Annotated in this window: 13 protein-coding genes and 1 pseudogene; 5 read left to right on the forward strand and 9 right to left on the reverse strand. The window is 42.5% G+C overall.

The window, feature by feature from the left end:
* The first annotated feature begins 94 nt into the window (after positions 1-94).
* The gene (locus PSM36_RS03855; RefSeq protein ID WP_076929013.1) at positions 95-1,801 is read left to right on the forward strand and encodes a transposase; all 1,707 of its coding nucleotides are present in this window, start codon (positions 95-97) and stop codon (positions 1,799-1,801) included.
* Positions 1,802-1,817: 16 nt separating this feature from the next.
* Here the strand turns inward: PSM36_RS03855 and PSM36_RS03860 are convergent.
* Positions 1,818-2,462, reverse strand: a pseudogene (locus PSM36_RS03860) (GNAT family N-acetyltransferase); the annotation flags it as partial.
* A gap of 263 nt (positions 2,463-2,725) precedes the next feature.
* Here PSM36_RS03860 and PSM36_RS03865 point away from each other — a divergent pair.
* Positions 2,726-3,289 carry a class I SAM-dependent methyltransferase gene (locus PSM36_RS03865; RefSeq protein ID WP_076929017.1) on the forward strand — a complete coding sequence of 188 codons (564 nt, stop codon included), beginning with the start codon at positions 2,726-2,728 and terminating at the stop codon, positions 3,287-3,289.
* 84 nt (positions 3,290-3,373) lie between these two features.
* Here PSM36_RS03865 and PSM36_RS03870 read toward each other — a convergent pair whose 3' ends face one another.
* Positions 3,374-4,207: a DNA-formamidopyrimidine glycosylase family protein gene (locus tag PSM36_RS03870; RefSeq protein WP_076929019.1), complete on the reverse strand. Its 834-nt coding sequence runs from the start codon at positions 4,205-4,207 to the stop codon at positions 3,374-3,376.
* A gap of 479 nt (positions 4,208-4,686) precedes the next feature.
* Here PSM36_RS03870 and trhO point away from each other — a divergent pair, with 479 nt between their 5' ends.
* Entirely contained in the window at positions 4,687-5,736 is a 1,050-nt protein-coding gene (gene trhO, locus PSM36_RS03880; protein ID WP_076929023.1) for an oxygen-dependent tRNA uridine(34) hydroxylase TrhO, read from the forward strand.
* Positions 5,737-5,765: 29 nt separating this feature from the next.
* On the opposite strand, the gene PSM36_RS03885 is transcribed toward trhO, so the two are convergent.
* Positions 5,766-7,400, reverse strand: coding sequence for an ABC-F family ATP-binding cassette domain-containing protein (locus PSM36_RS03885; protein ID WP_076929025.1), 1,635 nt, complete (start codon positions 7,398-7,400; stop codon positions 5,766-5,768).
* Positions 7,401-7,530: 130 nt separating this feature from the next.
* Between PSM36_RS03885 and PSM36_RS03890 the strand changes: the two genes are divergently transcribed.
* Complete coding sequence (locus tag PSM36_RS03890) at positions 7,531-8,475, forward strand: DMT family transporter (RefSeq protein WP_076929027.1); 945 nt, start codon at positions 7,531-7,533, stop codon at positions 8,473-8,475.
* Positions 8,476-8,484: 9 nt separating this feature from the next.
* Here the strand turns inward: PSM36_RS03890 and PSM36_RS03895 are convergent, their stop codons facing one another.
* The 6 genes from PSM36_RS03895 to PSM36_RS03920 all read right to left on the reverse strand — a co-directional run bounded on the left by PSM36_RS03895 (position 8,485) and on the right by PSM36_RS03920 (position 14,252).
* On the reverse strand, positions 8,485-9,333 hold the full coding sequence (locus PSM36_RS03895) for an SDR family oxidoreductase (protein ID WP_076929030.1): 849 nt from the start codon (positions 9,331-9,333) through the stop codon (positions 8,485-8,487).
* Between the two features lie 50 nt (positions 9,334-9,383).
* Positions 9,384-10,337, reverse strand: a complete 954-nt coding sequence (locus PSM36_RS03900) for an IS1595 family transposase (protein WP_076929706.1) — start codon at positions 10,335-10,337, stop codon at positions 9,384-9,386.
* 137 nt (positions 10,338-10,474) lie between these two features.
* The gene (locus PSM36_RS03905) at positions 10,475-10,885 is read right to left on the reverse strand and encodes an Rrf2 family transcriptional regulator (protein ID WP_076929032.1); all 411 of its coding nucleotides are present in this window, start codon (positions 10,883-10,885) and stop codon (positions 10,475-10,477) included.
* A gap of 218 nt (positions 10,886-11,103) precedes the next feature.
* Complete coding sequence (locus PSM36_RS03910; RefSeq protein ID WP_076929035.1) at positions 11,104-11,751, reverse strand: Vat family streptogramin A O-acetyltransferase; 648 nt, start codon at positions 11,749-11,751, stop codon at positions 11,104-11,106.
* A gap of 84 nt (positions 11,752-11,835) precedes the next feature.
* Positions 11,836-13,788 (reverse strand): gamma-glutamyltransferase family protein, encoded by a 1,953-nt coding sequence (locus tag PSM36_RS03915; protein ID WP_076929037.1) that lies wholly within the window; start codon positions 13,786-13,788, stop codon positions 11,836-11,838.
* 47 nt (positions 13,789-13,835) lie between these two features.
* The gene (locus PSM36_RS03920) at positions 13,836-14,252 is read right to left on the reverse strand and encodes a DUF6146 family protein (protein WP_044060180.1); all 417 of its coding nucleotides are present in this window, start codon (positions 14,250-14,252) and stop codon (positions 13,836-13,838) included.
* Between the two features lie 106 nt (positions 14,253-14,358).
* Here PSM36_RS03920 and PSM36_RS03925 point away from each other — a divergent pair, with 106 nt between their 5' ends.
* On the forward strand, positions 14,359-16,320 hold the full coding sequence (locus PSM36_RS03925; protein WP_197684916.1) for a site-specific DNA-methyltransferase: 1,962 nt from the start codon (positions 14,359-14,361) through the stop codon (positions 16,318-16,320).
* The last annotated feature ends 82 nt before the right edge of the window (positions 16,321-16,402 follow it).

Raw genomic sequence — 16,402 nt, forward strand, 5'->3', positions numbered from 1 at the left:
TATAAATCAGGTAAATTTCACCTGAAAAGTTCTTTGAAATATTTGCGTATATAGCTATTATTCACTACCTTAGTAGGGCTTAAAACTGTATAATATGTTCAAAAAATCGGACGAAAACCCTCAATTGGGCATTTTTTCATCACCGACGGAGTACTTCAGAGACTCTAAGAAGAAAGAATACCTAAAAAATGACTCCTGGCATAACCGGTTCCGAAACCATGTTGTAATGCGTGTGGATGAGTCTATTTTCAGACCACTTTATTCTAATGGAACGGGGGCTCCTAATGCCTCTATCCGTATTTTGGTCGGTATGATGATCCTCAAGGAAGGCCAGGGATGGAGCGACGCACAATTGTTTGAGAACTGCGCATACAATTTACTTGTTCGCAGTGCTCTGGGTCTGATGTCGTTAGAGGACGCTGAGCCTGTTTCATCCACTTACTACCTTTTCCGTCGCCATCTGGTTGACTATGCAAGGGAACACGGCGAAGACCTGTTCAAAAAGTGCCAGGGGCAAATCACCCGTGACCAGCTATTGGAGTTTGAGGTGAGCGGCAAGCAGGTGCGCATGGACAGTAAACTGGTCGGCAGCAATATCGCCTGGTACTCCCGTTACGAGTTGATTCATGAAACCCTGCGTCTGTTTATCAATGAAAGGGAGGAACATATCTTCAATAAGAGCCTGTCCAAAGAGATGTTTTCCCTTATCGAAAGCATACAGGGTGAAACGGGCAACAAGGTGGTGTACCGCAGTACAAAGGCCGAGGTTGATGCCAGGTTCGTTGAACTGGGCAAACTGATGTACCGTTTTATAGGGCTCTTCAAGAAGCATGACTATGGTCATTACCAGACCCTTAAAGCGGTTTTCGAACAACAATACTCGGTTGGCAGGGACAAAACTGTCGTTCCTCTGGAAAAGGAGAAAGTCAGCGCCAAATCCATACAGTCACCCCATGACACCGACTGCCATTACCGTGACAAAGACGGCAACAAGGTCAAAGGGTATTCGGTGAACGTCACCGAGACATGCGACCAACCGGGAGATGACAAAGATACGGCATTGAACCTGATAACCGATACCGAGGTAACGGTGGCATCGGCTCCGGACAACGGCTTCCTTGAACAAGCCCTGGATCGGACACAGGAAATAATATCCGACAAAATAGAGAAAGTATATGCCGACGGGGCTTACCACAGTGCTGATAATCAGGAGTATTGCCAAAGCGATAAAAATGGCATCGAGCTGATACTCACAGGCATGCAAGGCCCCGCACCGAGATATGACATCCGTTTGGACGAACAGAATGAAATCAATTTAATAGTAACCGACAACAAAACAGGAACAACAATACAGGCACAACGGGTAAAACTCCGCAAAGACAAAACACAGAGGAAATGGAGGATCAAGACTGAAGAAGGAAAATACCGCTACTTCGATGAGGATAACCTCAGGGCTGCCGCTCTGAGGAAGAAATTGGACGATATCCCGATAGATGAAAAAAATATCAGGAACAATGTCGAAGCAAGCATTTTCCAGTTAGGATACCATTACCCGAATGACAAGAGCCGTTACAGGTCACTTGCCAAGCACAAACTATGGGCATACTCCCGCTCGTTGTGGATAAACTTCGTCAGGATAGTGAATTATATGACGCGAATAAGTCAAAGAGCGCTTTTTTGGCAAAAACTGCCACAATATATAATTAATTTATGTTTCAATATGTATATTATTGTAAACATACTTTCAATTAATAAAAACAATCACATTTGTCCGGTTAAACTTCATTTTTCAGCAATTTGAAAAAATGGGGTTTTCAGAGCAGACTCAAGATTATTATTTTCAAAGGCAATCCTTTTTCTGCGGCGACATCCACTAAGGAATTATGTACATGAAATTCTGTAAAAGGACATCGGTTGGTATAATAAACAACCAAACCATTTTTCTCCGGACATTCTCCACTTTTGACACATTCCTTAAAACAGGGATTATGTGCTGTTGCATTTATCTTCAATACCAGAAGTGAAAAACCATTTGGTAATCTTTCCACTTCCTCGAACCCTTGTCCCAACAGCCATTTAGTGTCGCTCATAAAGTGAAATTTCTTTGTCCCGACAACGGTGACTAACCCGTTTTTACCTTGTGATCTTGCGTCGGAAATGGCTGATTGAAGTAGTGTTTTAGCATGGCCTTTTCCCTTATATTGTCCCGAAACCCAAAAACAGTTTATCATCAGATAGTTGGGTGCACTGACCGGAATCCATGCTTTTTCAGCGGAAACGTACTCTATGAAGACTTTTGCATGTACATCCAGTCGCCTGAAAACATATCCGTTATCAAACTCCTTCTTTAGCCATGCTTTTTTGAGTTCATAGCCTTCCCTGCATTTTTTATCGGAAAGAGCACAGCAAATATGCTCTTTGTCAATGTTTTCCTTTGTAAGAGTGATGTAATTATTTTCCATAATTTTCTATTTTATTGGTGTATATATTTTCAATGGTATTGTGCATACTTCTTTATTATTTAAGGCAAAGGTATGCAATTCAACATAATAATTGTTGTCCAATACCGCCAATTTTATTGTAATATACTTCCCGGATGATATTTTTGAAATATCTCAGTGTGAAATTTTATTTTTTGTTATTAATGCCTGCATATTAGTTGATTTTTGCTGATTGTCAAATAACTACTACTTTTGTCAGTAATAAGTAAACAGTAAGGTTTCTAATGAATAACCAAAACAATACACATTTACATCCGTTAGAAAACGCAAGTGCGTTGGAGAGCCGATTTCGCAGATTACTGCAAAATCCGAGGAGAATACTGAAGAAATATATTCGGCAAGGCATGACAGTCCTTGACTTAGGTTGTGGCCCCGGTTTTTTTACACTTGAAATTGCAAAATTAGTTGGCGAAGAAGGAAAAGTCATAGCGGTTGATGTGCAAGAAGGGATGCTTGAAATATTGAAACAAAAGTTGAAAGGCAGCGAACTGAAAGAGCGAATCCAAATTCTTAAGAACGAGCCACAAAGCCTCGGATTTTCAGAGAAAGTAGATTTTATCCTTGCCTTTTACTCTTTCCACGAAATGAAACACATAGACCATATCATTCAGGCCCTGAAAGAAGTAATGAAACCAAATACGGAAATTTTAATTTCTGAACAGAAAATGCACGTCTCAAAAGACGTGTTTAAAAGCATAGTGATCAGAATGATAAACAATGGATTTGTCGTTTGCCGGCGACCGAAGATATTTTTTAGCAGAAGTGTTGTTATGAAAATTGGAAAATAGACCCAATTGTCCAACATCCTTGTATAAGTAATGCCGGAGACAATAGGAGGAGAGTGGGGTGGAATGATTTTGTGAAGAGATAATTTATTCTTCAATTCTTTGGCATTCGGGGCAGTAATAAACTGAACCGCCTAAATAAGCTTCTTTTACGATGGTACCGCCACAGCGGGGACAGGGATTTTTCCATGTCTTGGCAGACATGATTGTCCGGTAACCTCCGTTATTGCCGTATAGGTCTGTCTGCGTATCACGTCCACCTTCAATGGTCATATCTATCAGGGTATCTTTCAGGGATTTGAAGAGAACTTCCTTTTTCCTGTCCGACAGGATTGATATTTTCTGCTTTGGGTTGATCCGCGCGTTGAACAAAATATCCTGCGTCACACCGTTGCCTACACCTGGAATACGTTGTTCAGTGGCCAGCAGGGCTTTGGCACTCAATGTTTTTTTCGCTTCGACAAATAGTTTTTCAAATTCTTCCTCACCATAGTCGTTGCTTATCGGAGAAATACTCTCCCTGCTTAACTTGTAATATTTATTATCGATATTTCGATCAGGATAGGCGTTGATAAATCCGTACATGGCGACTGAGAACGCAAGGAACGATCCGTCATCGAACGTCAGCAACAACTGGTAATTGGCAGGTATCTTGTCGTCCGGATTGTAATAACGGGCAATAACCCCGTCGCCGATATTGATCAGGGCGTTGTCCGAAAGGCTGAAGTCTACAAACATGCCATACCCTTCGGAGGAAAGTATGGTTTTGCCGACAAGCAGTTTTCCGTATTCCTTCGGGTTGCCGTTATAGAATGTAAATTTATGCGGCTTGGTGGCATTGAACACTTGTGTGATTGTTTTGCCGCTCAGCATGTTATTGGCCTGTTTGCTGAGAGTCAGTACTTCGGGTAATTCTAACATACTATTCTGGTTTTATTTTTCAATGGATATATATATTTCCGGAGCGGCATACCGCAACTCTGGCAATATTGCATGTCAACAGTCTGATCCATACCACAAAGATACAATACCTACTCCGGATATGGTTGCCTGAAACAGGTATTTTTCTACATAGATACAAAATAAAAAAGACGGTCTGTTTTTTTACTCTTTTTATACGATGGAAAATCATAAACTTTTACAGAATAAACTAAATAATAGATATTCTTGTTGTATTTTTGTCGTGCCGAATGCATAGTTATCCTGTAAATGGGATAATCCGGCACATATATGTTTATCATTTTAGTCATATGAAACTCGCTTTTAGTCATGTTCTTGTATAAGAACGGTTTTTATGCTCGTTTCACAGAATTTCCGGCTGTTCTCATCCATGGTACACTTTGGACTGATTGGACTGCACCTGTCCGGTGGGAATAGTTTTTAAAAAGAGTTTATTTATCATGCCTGTACTTCATAATCGTATTTCCAACGCTGAACTTAAGTTGCGGATGTTGCGGGAAACTGAACCTCGTATTACGATTTCATTCTACAAATATTTTCATATTACTGATCCGCGTCAATTCAGGGATGACCTTTATGTAAAGTTCGATGCCATAAAGGTGTTCGGCCGCGTCTATATTGCACATGAAGGGATTAACGGACAAATCTCCGTCCCCGAAAGCAATCTGGATGCTTTTCGTGATATCCTGTATGGCGCCGATCCGGCGTTGAACGGTATCCGTTTGAATATCGCGGTGGATGACGACGGCAAATCATTCTGGGTGTTACGCATGAAAGTGCGCAACAAGGTGGTTGCCGACGGTATCGACGATCCGGCATTCGACCCTTCCAGGACGGGAAAATACCTCAAAGCCAAAGAGTATAATGAGATCACGCAGGATCCCGACACGGTCGTGGTAGATATGCGTAACCATTACGAATATGAAGTGGGGCATTTTGAAAATGCGGTTGAAGTCCCTTCCGACACGTTCCGCGAACAGTTGCCGATGGCGGTGGAGATGCTGAAAGAGCACAAGGATAAAAATATTGTGATGTACTGCACAGGCGGTATCCGTTGTGAAAAGGCGAGTGCCTATATGCTTCATAATGGATTTAAGAACGTGTACCATGTGGAAGGTGGTATTATTGAATACGTTCGCAAAGCGCGTGAAGAAAATCTTCCGGTGAAATTTATAGGGAAGAATTTCGTGTTCGATGAACGGTTAGGCGAACGTATTACGGAGGATGTGATTGCCCGGTGCCACCAGTGTGGAGAGCCGTGCGATACACATACCAACTGTAAAAACGAGGGCTGTCACCTGTTATTTATCCAATGCGAAAAATGTGCGGCAGAGATGGACGGATGCTGTTCCGACGAATGCAAACAGGTGGTTCAACTACCGGAAGAAGAAAGTAGAAAATTGCGGAAAGGGACTGATCGCGGACGAATGATTTTTAATAAATCGAGAAACAACCCACTGCTTCGTAAAAAACAGGTTTCGGCAAAGTAAATAAATGCACTTTGCACTTGTTTAACGAACTATTTCCGTTCTATTTCCCGGAGGTTCTCCATCTTCTTTTTCTTCAGGAATCCGTAGATATCTTCGAGATGTTCGGCTACTTTCCGGTTGCCGAATTCGTATACTTTTTTCACCAGACCATTCAGGAAATCGCGGTCGTGCGATACAACAATCAACGTACCATCGAAATCGACCAGCGCCTGTTTCAGGATATCTTTGGTCTTCAGGTCGAGGTGGTTGGTCGGCTCATCGAGAATAAGCAGGTTGACCGGTTCGAGCAGCAGTTTTATCATCGCCAGGCGGGTGCGTTCGCCTCCCGAGAGAACTTTCACTTTCTTGTCGATATCTTCCCGTCCGAACATGAATGCCCCCAGAATATCCCTGATTTTTGTCCGGATATCGCCGACGGTAATATCATCGATGGTCTGAAAAACGGTCAATTCCTCATCCAAAAGCGATGCCTGGTTTTGTGCGAAATAGCCGATCTTCACGTTATGTCCTAATTGCAGATTCCCTTCGAAACCGGTTTCTTCCATGATACATTTTACGAGTGTGGATTTCCCTTCACCGTTGCGGCCGACGAATGCCACTTTTTCTCCCCGTTCGATGGTGAAATTCACATCGTTGAAAATCAATTTTTCACCGTACGATTTACTTACATTCTCTGCAATAACAGGGTAGCTTCCCGAACGCGGCGCCGGAGGAAATCGCAGTTTCAGGGCCGATGTATCCACTTCATCGACCTCCACCAGCTCCAGTTTCTCCAACATTTTCACACGCGACTGCACCTGTAATGTTTTCGAATAGGTACCTTTAAACCGTTCGATAAACTCTTTGGTTTCGGCAATCATTTTCTGTTGGTCGTCATACTGCTTTTGTTGCTGTTCGCGGCGTTCCTTCCGCAATTCAAGGTAGTGCGAGTAGGTTGCTTTGTAGTCGTAAGTACGCCCCATGGTAATTTCTATGGTGCGGTTGGTGATATTATCTACAAATGCACGGTCGTGCGAAATAACCACCACTGCTTTGGCACTGTTGATAAGGAAATCTTCGAACCATTCAACGGAATCGATATCGAGGTGGTTAGTGGGCTCATCAAGCAAAATAAGGTCAGGATCCTGCAAAAGGATTTTTGCCAGTTCTATGCGCATACGCCATCCGCCGCTGAATTCCGATGTCATCCGGTTGAAATCGCTTCGCACAAATCCTAATCCAAGCAGCGTTTTTTCCACAGCTGCATCGTAGTTGATCTCTTCGACACCATAAAATTTTTCGCTCAATGCGGAAACGCGTTCGATGAGTTGCATATATTCGTCCGATTCATAATCGGTGCGTACGGTAAGTTGGTTGTTGATGCTTGCAATTTCCTCTTCCAGTTGATGGATACGCGAAAAGGCCTGTGCTGTTTCCTCGAAAACAGTGCGTTCATCTTCGGTCATCAGGTGTTGCGGAAGATACGCAATGGTGAAATCTTTGGGTGTGGAAACTCTCCCTCTGGTCGGTTGCCTCACGCCTGCCAGAATTTTCAGCAATGTGGATTTTCCCGCACCGTTTTTACCCATCAGGGCAATGCGGTCTTTGGGATTTATTACAAAAGAGATGTCCGAAAATAATGCCGCTCCCCCGAACTCTACGGCCAATCCATCGACTAATACCATAATCTTGTTTTATTTTTCAGGGTGCAAAGATACGTTTTGAAATCGACTAAGTATACTTTTATTTCTTCAATCCGGATTTCTTTATCCCCAAATGTTGTACTTTTGCATCCGTTTATTGAAAATGTAAATTATGAACGGAAAAGCAAAAGGATATATACTTGCGGCCATCGCTGCCGCCACATACGGAATGAATCCTCTATTCGCATTACCTCTATATCAGACAGGAATGGATCCGGATTCTGTATTGTTTTTCCGCTATCTGTTTGCAATTCCTATTTTGGGGATTATGATCAAAGCACGTGGACGTGATTTCAAGATACAACAGAAGGAAATTCTACCGCTAATTGCTTTGGGACTTCTGGTCGCTCTCTCCTCACTTACCCTCTTCCAGAGTTATAATTTCATGGATGCCGGAATTGCATCGACCCTGTTGTTTGTTTACCCCATTATGGTAGCGTTAATTATGGTTGCCTTTTTCAAGGAGAAAATGACCTTGCTGACTATACTGTGTATTTTGATGGCATTGGGTGGTATTGCATTGCTCTTTAAAGGGGGTGGGGGGGACGGCTCTACTTTGAGCATGACAGGGATCCTGCTGGTGATGGCTTCGGCCTTATCATACGCTATTTATATCGTCGGAGTGAACCGTCCCATACTAAAAGAGGTCGCTACCCTCAAAATTACTTTTTATATTTTGCTGTTCGGACTTTCTCTGTTCCTGATACGTGTTGATTTCGGGGCAACCCTGATTATGCCGGAGAAATGGTATCTCTGGTTTAATCTTATAGCGCTGGCGGTTTTCCCGACAGCTATATCGTTTCTTTGCACCACCAGCGCTATTCAGTATATCGGTTCCACACCAACCGCTATACTTGGCGCACTTGAACCTGTAACAGCGGTATTTTTCGGGGTTGTAGTATTTGGTGAGACTCTCACCCTTCGCATCATCTCCGGGATTATATTGATTATTATGGCCGTAACGCTTATCATTGCCGGTAGTAATGTTAAAACCTATCTGGTGCGTTTCCGCAAGATGTTCCCGAAAATTCCGGGAAAGAAACCTTTTCGCCCATAACCAAATTATTTATTGGCCTAATATGTCTTTGACTGATTGAATCAAAGGAGTTGTCGGACGGCCGATCAATCTGGAGAGCTGCTTGTTGTCGTCAAACAGATCGTTTTTAGATGCTCCGGTATCAAAGCTTGCAATAGCCTTTGCCATTCCTTCCGGTAGCCCGAAACTTTTCAGCATTTCAGCATATTCTGTTTCGGGAAGATTCTTATAAGGAATTTCTTTACCGGTCTGACGGGAAATCTCTGCTGCCAGGTCTGTTAATGTAAAATAGTCATCTCCGGCTAATTCGTAAACTTTTCCTTGCTGGTTTTCACTCGTCACTACGACTGCTGCTGCCTCAGCGAAATCTTCACGGGTTGCCGAAGATATCTTTCCTTCACCGGCACTACCGACAAGAACGCCGGCCTTCACCGCTCCGGGAACAGAGCCCGTATAGTTTTCGGTGTACCATCCGTTACGTAAAATGGTATAGGCGATTCCGGATGCTTTTAATGCGTCTTCTGTCGCTTTGTGCTCTCCCGCCAGGCTCAAAGTCGACCTGTCGGCATGTAACAGGCTGGTATAGACAATCCATTTTACCCCGGCCTGTTGCGCGGCTTTTATTACATTCTCGTGTTGTTGTCTGCGCTTTCCGATTTCATTGCTCGATATGAGTAACAAATGGTCGATACCATGTAATGCTTCGGCTAAGCTTTCCGGTTTTTCGTAGTCAAATGCACGGGTTTCAATACCCAGATCCGATGCCTTTTCAGGTGTGCGTACCAATGCCACCAGATTTTCCGCAGCCACTTTTTTCTTCAAATTCTCTACTACCAGGCGTCCTAACTGGCCTGTAGCTCCTGTGATTCCTGTTTTCATAAAATCCAAATTGTAATATTAACTGTTACATTTATAATTAAAAAAAATGATTATCCGCAATAGTTCCTATTGTAAATTCTTGACTTGAAATCAGGAGCATACGTTACAGCGGCTATCAACAGTCTTTCAAACTGGTTTTCCCCGAAGTAACGCCTGTTGAATTTATAACAGAACTGGTTGAGATAATATTGCAAGTATTCCGGTTTTATCTTGTAATACACGCCCAAGAGCTGTCGTTTGGCATTGCTGATCGCGGTATGGACCCAGGGCAGCACATTGGAAAGATCCTCGTGTGGAATAACGGATGCCGTATGTGAATGGACATGCTCTTTCAATTTAGTGTAAGAAGTTGAGTCATCGGTGGTCAGGTCCGCCGTGCTTTCAACGTGCTCTTTGACATTCCTTGTAATTGTACCGGCTTTCAAGTCGTTGATGACTTTCATCTTCAGGTATCTGACCTTCTTGGGTTTCTTACCCGGTTTGGGGTTTTCAACGGTTTTGCTTTCAGCCATTACCAGCACTTTGGTCTTTTTTTGGCTCCCGCGGCCGCGCTTCAACGGTTTGTCCCTCTCTTGAAGGGATATTTCGGTGGAAAAGAAGGCGTCGTCCAACTCGATGGCTCCCTCAAGGGTGTACTCATCATCGCGTTTGCCCATCACGTCACGCAGTTTATTGACCATTTCCCATATGGGCTGGTAACGCTTGTGCCCCAGCTGGCGCTGCAGCTCCGCCGCGGAAAAGGAGCCCTTGGTCGCCGTGAGCAGGTGCATGGCCACGAACCAGTAACGGTAAGGCAGGTTGGAGTGCTGCATGACGGTGCCTGAACGCAAGGTTTGGCGTGCGCGACAACGCTTGCATTCATAGGCCTGCTTGTTTTCCAGCCAATAATGTTCTTTACAATTGCAATGCCGACAGGTTACTCCCATTTGGTCTCTTTGTTCTTTGAATTTTTTCCGACAGGATTCCTCATCGGGGTAATTTATAGCAAAATCCAGGATATTCATAGCTTGAATCTTTATATCGTTATCGATGTAAATATAATGAATATCAGTGAATTGCACAAGCATTTTTGAAACTTATTTATAACTTTTTCCCGCTAAATTCTTTAGGAATAACTGCGGATAATCATATTAAAAAAATATCAGTGAAATTGTTTTACAAAATCTTTCAATGTTTTATGCCTGAGAGAATCGGTCACCAATTGATCGGTTTCTGCAAACAACTTCGCCAGGTTCTTATTAATATCTTTACCGATAGGACATTTAGGGTTGGGACTTACATTCTTTTTTCCCAAAACTTCCGAGTTCTTCACAGAGAGGTAAATCTCCGCCAATGAAATCTCATGGCTTGGCTTGTTCAATTTCGAACCGCCTTCTTTTCCCTTTCTGCTGATTACAAGACCTGTATTTTGTAATATACCCAGTTCCTTCCGGACAATGACAGGATTGATATTGATACTTCCTGCAATCCAGTCGGAACTTAACCATTCATCGGGAACGTTTGCCAGAAGGGTCAAAATATGTATTGCTGTGGCAAATCTCGTATTATTCATATCGGGTGCAAATATAAGTATATTTTTAATTGTAATAAATATTATTACAATTAAAAAATTACAAAAGATGATAAGTGGATTGGTAGTAAAGGGTTATGATTTGCATTATTTTATACCATATAGTCGAAATATTTCTTTCCGAACTCTTGCGTGATCCGGGTTTTTCCGATTTGACGGGCTCCTCTAAGCAGGATAGACTTACGGTTATCGTTTCCTTATTATGCTTTTGAAGATTTATAAAACTCTTCAAGTTTACGGATATCACCGTTAACAATTAATGGAAGTGCAGAAGTAATTTTTTCAATATTCCAGTTCCACCATGCTATATCCAACAATTTCTTTATTTGTTCATCAGTGAACCGCTTACGGATTAACTTTGCAGGATTTCCTCCAACAATTGAGTAGGGCTCTACATCTTTCGTAACGACAGAATGTGCAGCTATAATGGCACCATTCCCGATGTTGACTCCAGGCATGATAGTAGCTTTATACCCAATCCAAACGTCATTTTCTATAACGGTATTCCCCTTGAAAGGTAATTGTTCCGGTGTGGGTGTAATTACACTCCAATTTCTACCGAAAATATTGAAAGGAAATGTCGAGATTCCATCCATTTTATGGTTCGCTCCATTCATTATAAATTGGACGTTGGAGCCAATAGCGCAGAATTTCCCTATGATTAATTTGTCTCCAAGAAAATCAAAATGATATAAGACATTTTGTTCAAAATTCAACCCATCTTCATGGTCATCATAATACGAATAATCTCCTACGATAATGTTGGGCGATTTAATGATATTCTTTAAAAAAACCAATCGGTTGTAATCTTTCAATGGGTATATCTGATTGCTATCGGGTATTTGCATAATGAGCTTGTTCTACTGGTTTACTTTTCCATCGCCTTGCCCTCAACCCGGTAGGCATTTTTTCAATGGCATAGCGTAGAGTCATTACCATCCTATGCCGTAGTCCTCTCCATGATTACTGCTCCCTCCCCAAAAGGATCCATGCTCATTGTCTAAGAATATGGCATTAATGGGGCCGCTCGTGCGATTCCCTAATTGTATTTCATATCCCATTTTCTTTAATTCGTAGATCACCTCTTTCTTCGTATCCTGGCGAAGCAGTATGCTTCCGGGTCTGGGCATACGGTCTTCGAATCGGATCCCGCCCAGTGAAAGCCACAGTTGATTACTATTAATGTTCGCTGCCTCGGATGCTTGTTGCACAGTCATGCCGAATTCGACGACATTTAAGAAAAACTGGAGCAGGTTTTGTTCCTGTGTGTCCCCTCCCTGTACCGCGAAAGCCAGGAAAGGCCTGCCATCTTTCAATGCCAGGGAAGGGGTGAGGGTTACCCTGGGGCGTTTACCGGGTTCTACCACATTAAAAGGATTCAGTATAGAGTCCAGTACAAAACTTTGCATCCGCTGGCTCATACCTATGCCCGTCCGTCCTGCTATACAGGCGGGTATCCATCCGCCGCTGGGTGTTACCGACACCACCCATCCTTCCTTATCGGCAGCCACGATGCTGGTCGTTCCCCGGGTAAGTCTGTCCTGGTAAAGTCTGTCCTGATATCCGTTGACAGACGAGATCTCCGCATGATAGAACCGTTCATCATCTACAATGTATCTGCCGGCATCATGTCTGGGGACAAAATCTTTTACTTCCGGATCGATGATTGTAGTGTCTGTAAGATGACTCCGTTGTTTCAGTAAGGCTTCATACGGATTGTTTTTCCCTTCATAAGCGTAAGGATTTCCCGGCATGACCCGGTTATCGTTTTTATCTTGGCGAATCTCTTTCGATCGTGCACGGGCATACTCTTTACTGAGTAACCCCCGGATCGGCGATTCAGGAGAGAAATAAGGGTCTCCATAGTAAAAATCCCGATCGGCAAAGGCCAGATTCATGCTTTGATAAATCGTATGGATATACCGGGCCGAATTATATCCCATTTCCTGCAGATCGAAGTTTTCCAAAATATTAAGTGCCTGCAATAACATGGGCCCCTGTGTCCACTCCTGCAATTTATAGACCTCTATGTCTTTGTAGGTTGTATGTAGGGGAACTTCTTCTATCGGTTCCCATCCTGCCAGGTCTTCAAGCGTGATTAATCCGCCTTGTTCCCGGCTTCCACGTACGAATTCCTCGGCAATATCACCTTTATAAAAACGATCCTGTGCCGCCTTGATCGCCTCTTTCCTGTCCTTACCCTGCCGGATGGCCTCCTGTTCCGCTTCCACCATCTTATCCAATGTGTGCAAAAGATCTTCCTGTACAAAGATCTCCCCGGCTGCCGGAGCTTCCCTTTGCCCACCTGCATGGGGCAAAAAAACGGCTTTACTATACGGCCATTCTTTAATGCGCTCCTTGTTCCGTTCTATACTGTTTGCCGTTTGGGCATCTATCGGATAGCCCCTGGCCATCTCCATAGCCGGAGCCAACACTTCTTCCAGGCTCAACGTGCCGTATTCCGCCAGCATATAACATAATCCGCCCGGGGTTCCCGGGGTTACGGCGGCCAAAGGGCCGTATTCGGGAGGGAAAGCATATCCTTTATCCTTGAAAAAGGAAACAGTCGCACCGGAGGGAGCCACGCCCAGAGCATTTATTGCCAAAACCTTACCGTTAATCGGATTATAAATCAGTGCCTGGGTTTCTCCTCCCCAACTCAGTACATCCCACATGGTACAGGTGGCGGCCAGCATGGCACAAGCCGCATCAACCGCATTACCTCCCTGCTGAAAAATCATCGATCCTGCTGTGGCGGCTAAAGGTTTTCCTGTGATGGACATCCAATGTTTACCATGCAAGGGAGGCTTTTGTGTGGATTGGGCCAGAACGGCACAAAAGGAAACAGCACAAACAGTTATTGTAAAAAAATATCGTCTTATCATAATGATCTATTTTTGAACAAAAGTAACTATTTTCTTCCACCCTTTCCTTAAAAAGTTAAACCTTTGGGACCGTTTGGCATAATCTCTATTCCCAAAACATGTTCTACATACTGAAAATAATAAAACAATTTATGGTTCAGTTCAAAACCATAATCCACCCCCCGCTCATACCCGTAAATTGGCTGAAAGAATGATCTTCTTCGGGGCTGGGTAGCATTATAATTCCAGGCCGAAACATATTGGTGGTTCCAGTTCTCATAATATTGTTGTGAACGGTATTTCGCCGGAGAATTCTGAAGCACATACCATGTTTCGAATCCCGTATCGAATACAATCAACTCGTATTCGACAGAATCTTCCTGCACTACTTCATTTCCGTTCGGTTCGATCTTTACAATCCCTTTTGGGCCCGAACAGGCAACCATAAATGACAAAGCTGCGAATAAATAAAATATCTGTTTCATAACCATGGGTTTTAATGCTGATATATATATAACAAATTTCACTTGAAAAGGTGTGAAAAAACAGGGAAAAAGATTTCCTTTGTAAGGATTTTGTAAGGATATGGATATGAGTGAGATGAATAAGGAGCAGGAACTTGTTTCAGAAATACGAAAATTGAAACGACAATTGGCCATAGCTAATAGTCGGGCCAAGACAGTCAAATATGGACTTGTCTGGATGGAAGTGCCTGAAACCTTTGATGATGAATCTGAAAATCAATTGCCCGTCATAGAGGAGGTGAAAGAGAAATCTATTGGAAATAAAGATAAGAAACCGACCCATATTCTCATTGAAGGAGATAATTACCACGCGTTGACTTGCCTGAACTATACCCATAAGGAAAAAATAGACATTATATACATAGACCCTCCTTATAATACCGGATCAGATGAATTCAGATACAGGGATAAAAGGATACTCGATAAGTTTCCTGATGGTTCCGATGTACCCAAAGATCATCCATTAAGACATAGCTATTGGTTGTCGTTTATGAATAAGCGCCTGGAATTGGCTTATAATCTGCTAAAACCTGACGGTGTAATATTTATATCGATCAACGAAGACGAATATGCGCAATTGAAGTTGTTGTGTGATCACATCTTTCAAGCGTCGAATTACATGACCACCTTTACTGTAAAGGTAAGGCATGAAGACAGGATACTTAAGGGGGATAAAGATTATCATGAAACCACCGAACAACTGTTACTATACCGGAAATCCCCGAAGTTTAAGTCTATAAAAAGACTTCAGGATAACAGTTCCATTGAGAAATATATATATACGATAGAAGAATTGATTGATAATCCGGAGCAAATCACACTGGGTTCAAAAGTAGTCTCTGTATTTAAACCCGGAGAATACAGAATAACCAAATCCACACCTTCTGCCGATAAGTTCCAGAAAATCAATATCCGGGGTTCATTAAAAGAGGGAAACAGCTCCGGACGTTTCCATATGAAATACCTGGAAGAAAGGAATCATCTGTTTGGTTATTTATATAAAGTACCCGATATGGGAGGAGATATGTATGGCTACAGGTATTTTCTCACGCGGGAATCGGCAGCTAAGGTAAATAGTTCTTACTTTCAGGGGATCCCTTTGAATAAAAAGGAAGTAAAGGAAGTGCCTTATCCTAATTACATGGATTTTGAAGAAGCATTTAATAGTGTGGGATATGAAGGCGGTGTCGAGTTTAGAAACGGGAAAAAACCCGTCGATTTCCTGAAATTCATATTTTCGATCGGTTCCTGCAATAAGGATGCCGTTATTCTGGATTTTTTTGCGGGGAGTGGTACTACGGGACACGCCGTAATGGAGCAGAATTATATCGATGGGGGTCAGCGGCAGGTGATATTGTGTACCAATAACGAGAATAATATTGCCGATGAAGTGACCTACCCCAGGATTAAAAATATCATTCAGGGGTATTTGCAGAGTAAGAATCAGAAAGAGGTACTATATGAGGTTGCGCTAAATACCAAATTGCTATTGGATAATAGTGTAATCCGTGCTGCCAGAGACCATTTTTTTTCGGAAGAGTATAAATCGCGGTACGACGAGATAAAAGAAGAGGTAAGAAAAAACAAGTACACTATTTACGGTGTGATAAAAAAAGGGAAAAGAGTCCCCGGATTGGGTAATTCTTTGAAGTATTATAAAACCTCATTTGTCGGGAATAATAATATTTCATCTGTTTCGGATGAAGAGAAAGTGAATCAGGCACAGAAAGCCGGATATTTGTTGGCTTTGGCAGAAAATACGCTGGATGAGGTAGAGCGTACTAACTATTTTCAATTGTTTGGGAATAATGAAAATACTACTGCGATATATTTTAGGAAAGAATTGGATGAAATGGATCTTCTCCTAAAAAAACTGGAAAGCATTAAGACACCTAAAGTGCTGTATGTGGTTAACCGGGAGGACTCCCGTGATTTTGAGAACAGGTTTGCCCATATTGATAATCTGACAATAAAAGAAATGATCTCTATCATTCCGTCGTTCTTACAAAGGTGCTCGGTCGATGGGTAGTTAAAAACATAACCAATATAGTATCAAAAAGGGTTGTTTTTATAATTAGATTCAGAATTAATTTAAGTTAATTTTATTGGCA

The organism is Proteiniphilum saccharofermentans (assembly GCF_900095135.1).
Lineage (GTDB): Bacteria > Bacteroidota > Bacteroidia > Bacteroidales > Dysgonomonadaceae > Proteiniphilum > Proteiniphilum saccharofermentans.

What these genes read in the sequence shown, in the direction of transcription:
- PSM36_RS03865 (WP_076929017.1), top strand. Translation starts at nt 2,726, where the DNA reads ATGAATAACCAAAACAATACACATTTACATCCGTTAGAAAACGCAAGT.
- PSM36_RS03895 (WP_076929030.1), bottom strand. Translation starts at nt 9,333, where the DNA reads ATGAAAACAGGAATCACAGGAGCTACAGGCCAGTTAGGACGCCTGGTA.
- PSM36_RS03890 (WP_076929027.1), top strand. Translation starts at nt 7,531, where the DNA reads ATGAACGGAAAAGCAAAAGGATATATACTTGCGGCCATCGCTGCCGCC.
- PSM36_RS03870 (WP_076929019.1), bottom strand. Translation starts at nt 4,207, where the DNA reads ATGTTAGAATTACCCGAAGTACTGACTCTCAGCAAACAGGCCAATAAC.
- PSM36_RS03910 (WP_076929035.1), bottom strand. Translation starts at nt 11,751, where the DNA reads ATGCAAATACCCGATAGCAATCAGATATACCCATTGAAAGATTACAAC.
- trhO (WP_076929023.1), top strand. Translation starts at nt 4,687, where the DNA reads ATGCCTGTACTTCATAATCGTATTTCCAACGCTGAACTTAAGTTGCGG.
- PSM36_RS03900 (WP_076929706.1), bottom strand. Translation starts at nt 10,337, where the DNA reads ATGAATATCCTGGATTTTGCTATAAATTACCCCGATGAGGAATCCTGT.
- PSM36_RS03855 (WP_076929013.1), top strand. Translation starts at nt 95, where the DNA reads ATGTTCAAAAAATCGGACGAAAACCCTCAATTGGGCATTTTTTCATCA.
- PSM36_RS03905 (WP_076929032.1), bottom strand. Translation starts at nt 10,885, where the DNA reads ATGAATAATACGAGATTTGCCACAGCAATACATATTTTGACCCTTCTG.
- PSM36_RS03920 (WP_044060180.1), bottom strand. Translation starts at nt 14,252, where the DNA reads ATGAAACAGATATTTTATTTATTCGCAGCTTTGTCATTTATGGTTGCC.
- PSM36_RS03925 (WP_197684916.1), top strand. Translation starts at nt 14,359, where the DNA reads ATGAGTGAGATGAATAAGGAGCAGGAACTTGTTTCAGAAATACGAAAA.
- PSM36_RS03915 (WP_076929037.1), bottom strand. Translation starts at nt 13,788, where the DNA reads ATGATAAGACGATATTTTTTTACAATAACTGTTTGTGCTGTTTCCTTT.
- PSM36_RS03885 (WP_076929025.1), bottom strand. Translation starts at nt 7,400, where the DNA reads ATGGTATTAGTCGATGGATTGGCCGTAGAGTTCGGGGGAGCGGCATTA.